This is a genomic window from Peribacillus sp. SIMBA_075, from assembly GCF_046534585.1.
Genome location: NZ_JAWRYN010001151.1, coordinates 1 through 252, shown reverse-complemented (window position 1 = coordinate 252; position 252 = coordinate 1). Strand labels below are relative to the sequence as shown.

Genomic DNA, 252 nt, shown 5'->3' with positions numbered 1-252 from the left:
GACATAGGCCATCAGCCATCTGCCAACAATGAAATTCAGCAGGCTGACACCTGAGTAAATCCAAGCCACCGTCAACAGACTGCCTGTGCTGACTCCTGCATATAACGCACATCCATAAACGATGAGCATCCCCGTATCCCAATAAAAGGCTAAGTCCGCTCTCCCTTTTGCAAGGAGTATTGAACCGTTTGGATTCATGAGCACACGCAGTAGTCCGACTATGCACAAAATATTGAGAAGCGGAACTGCCAC

General features: G+C 48.4%; 1 pseudogene. It reads right to left on the bottom strand.

Features of this window, described 5'->3' with window-relative positions:
• Positions 1-252: pseudogene (locus SB775_RS31910) on the bottom strand (teichuronic acid biosynthesis protein TuaB); the annotation flags it as partial.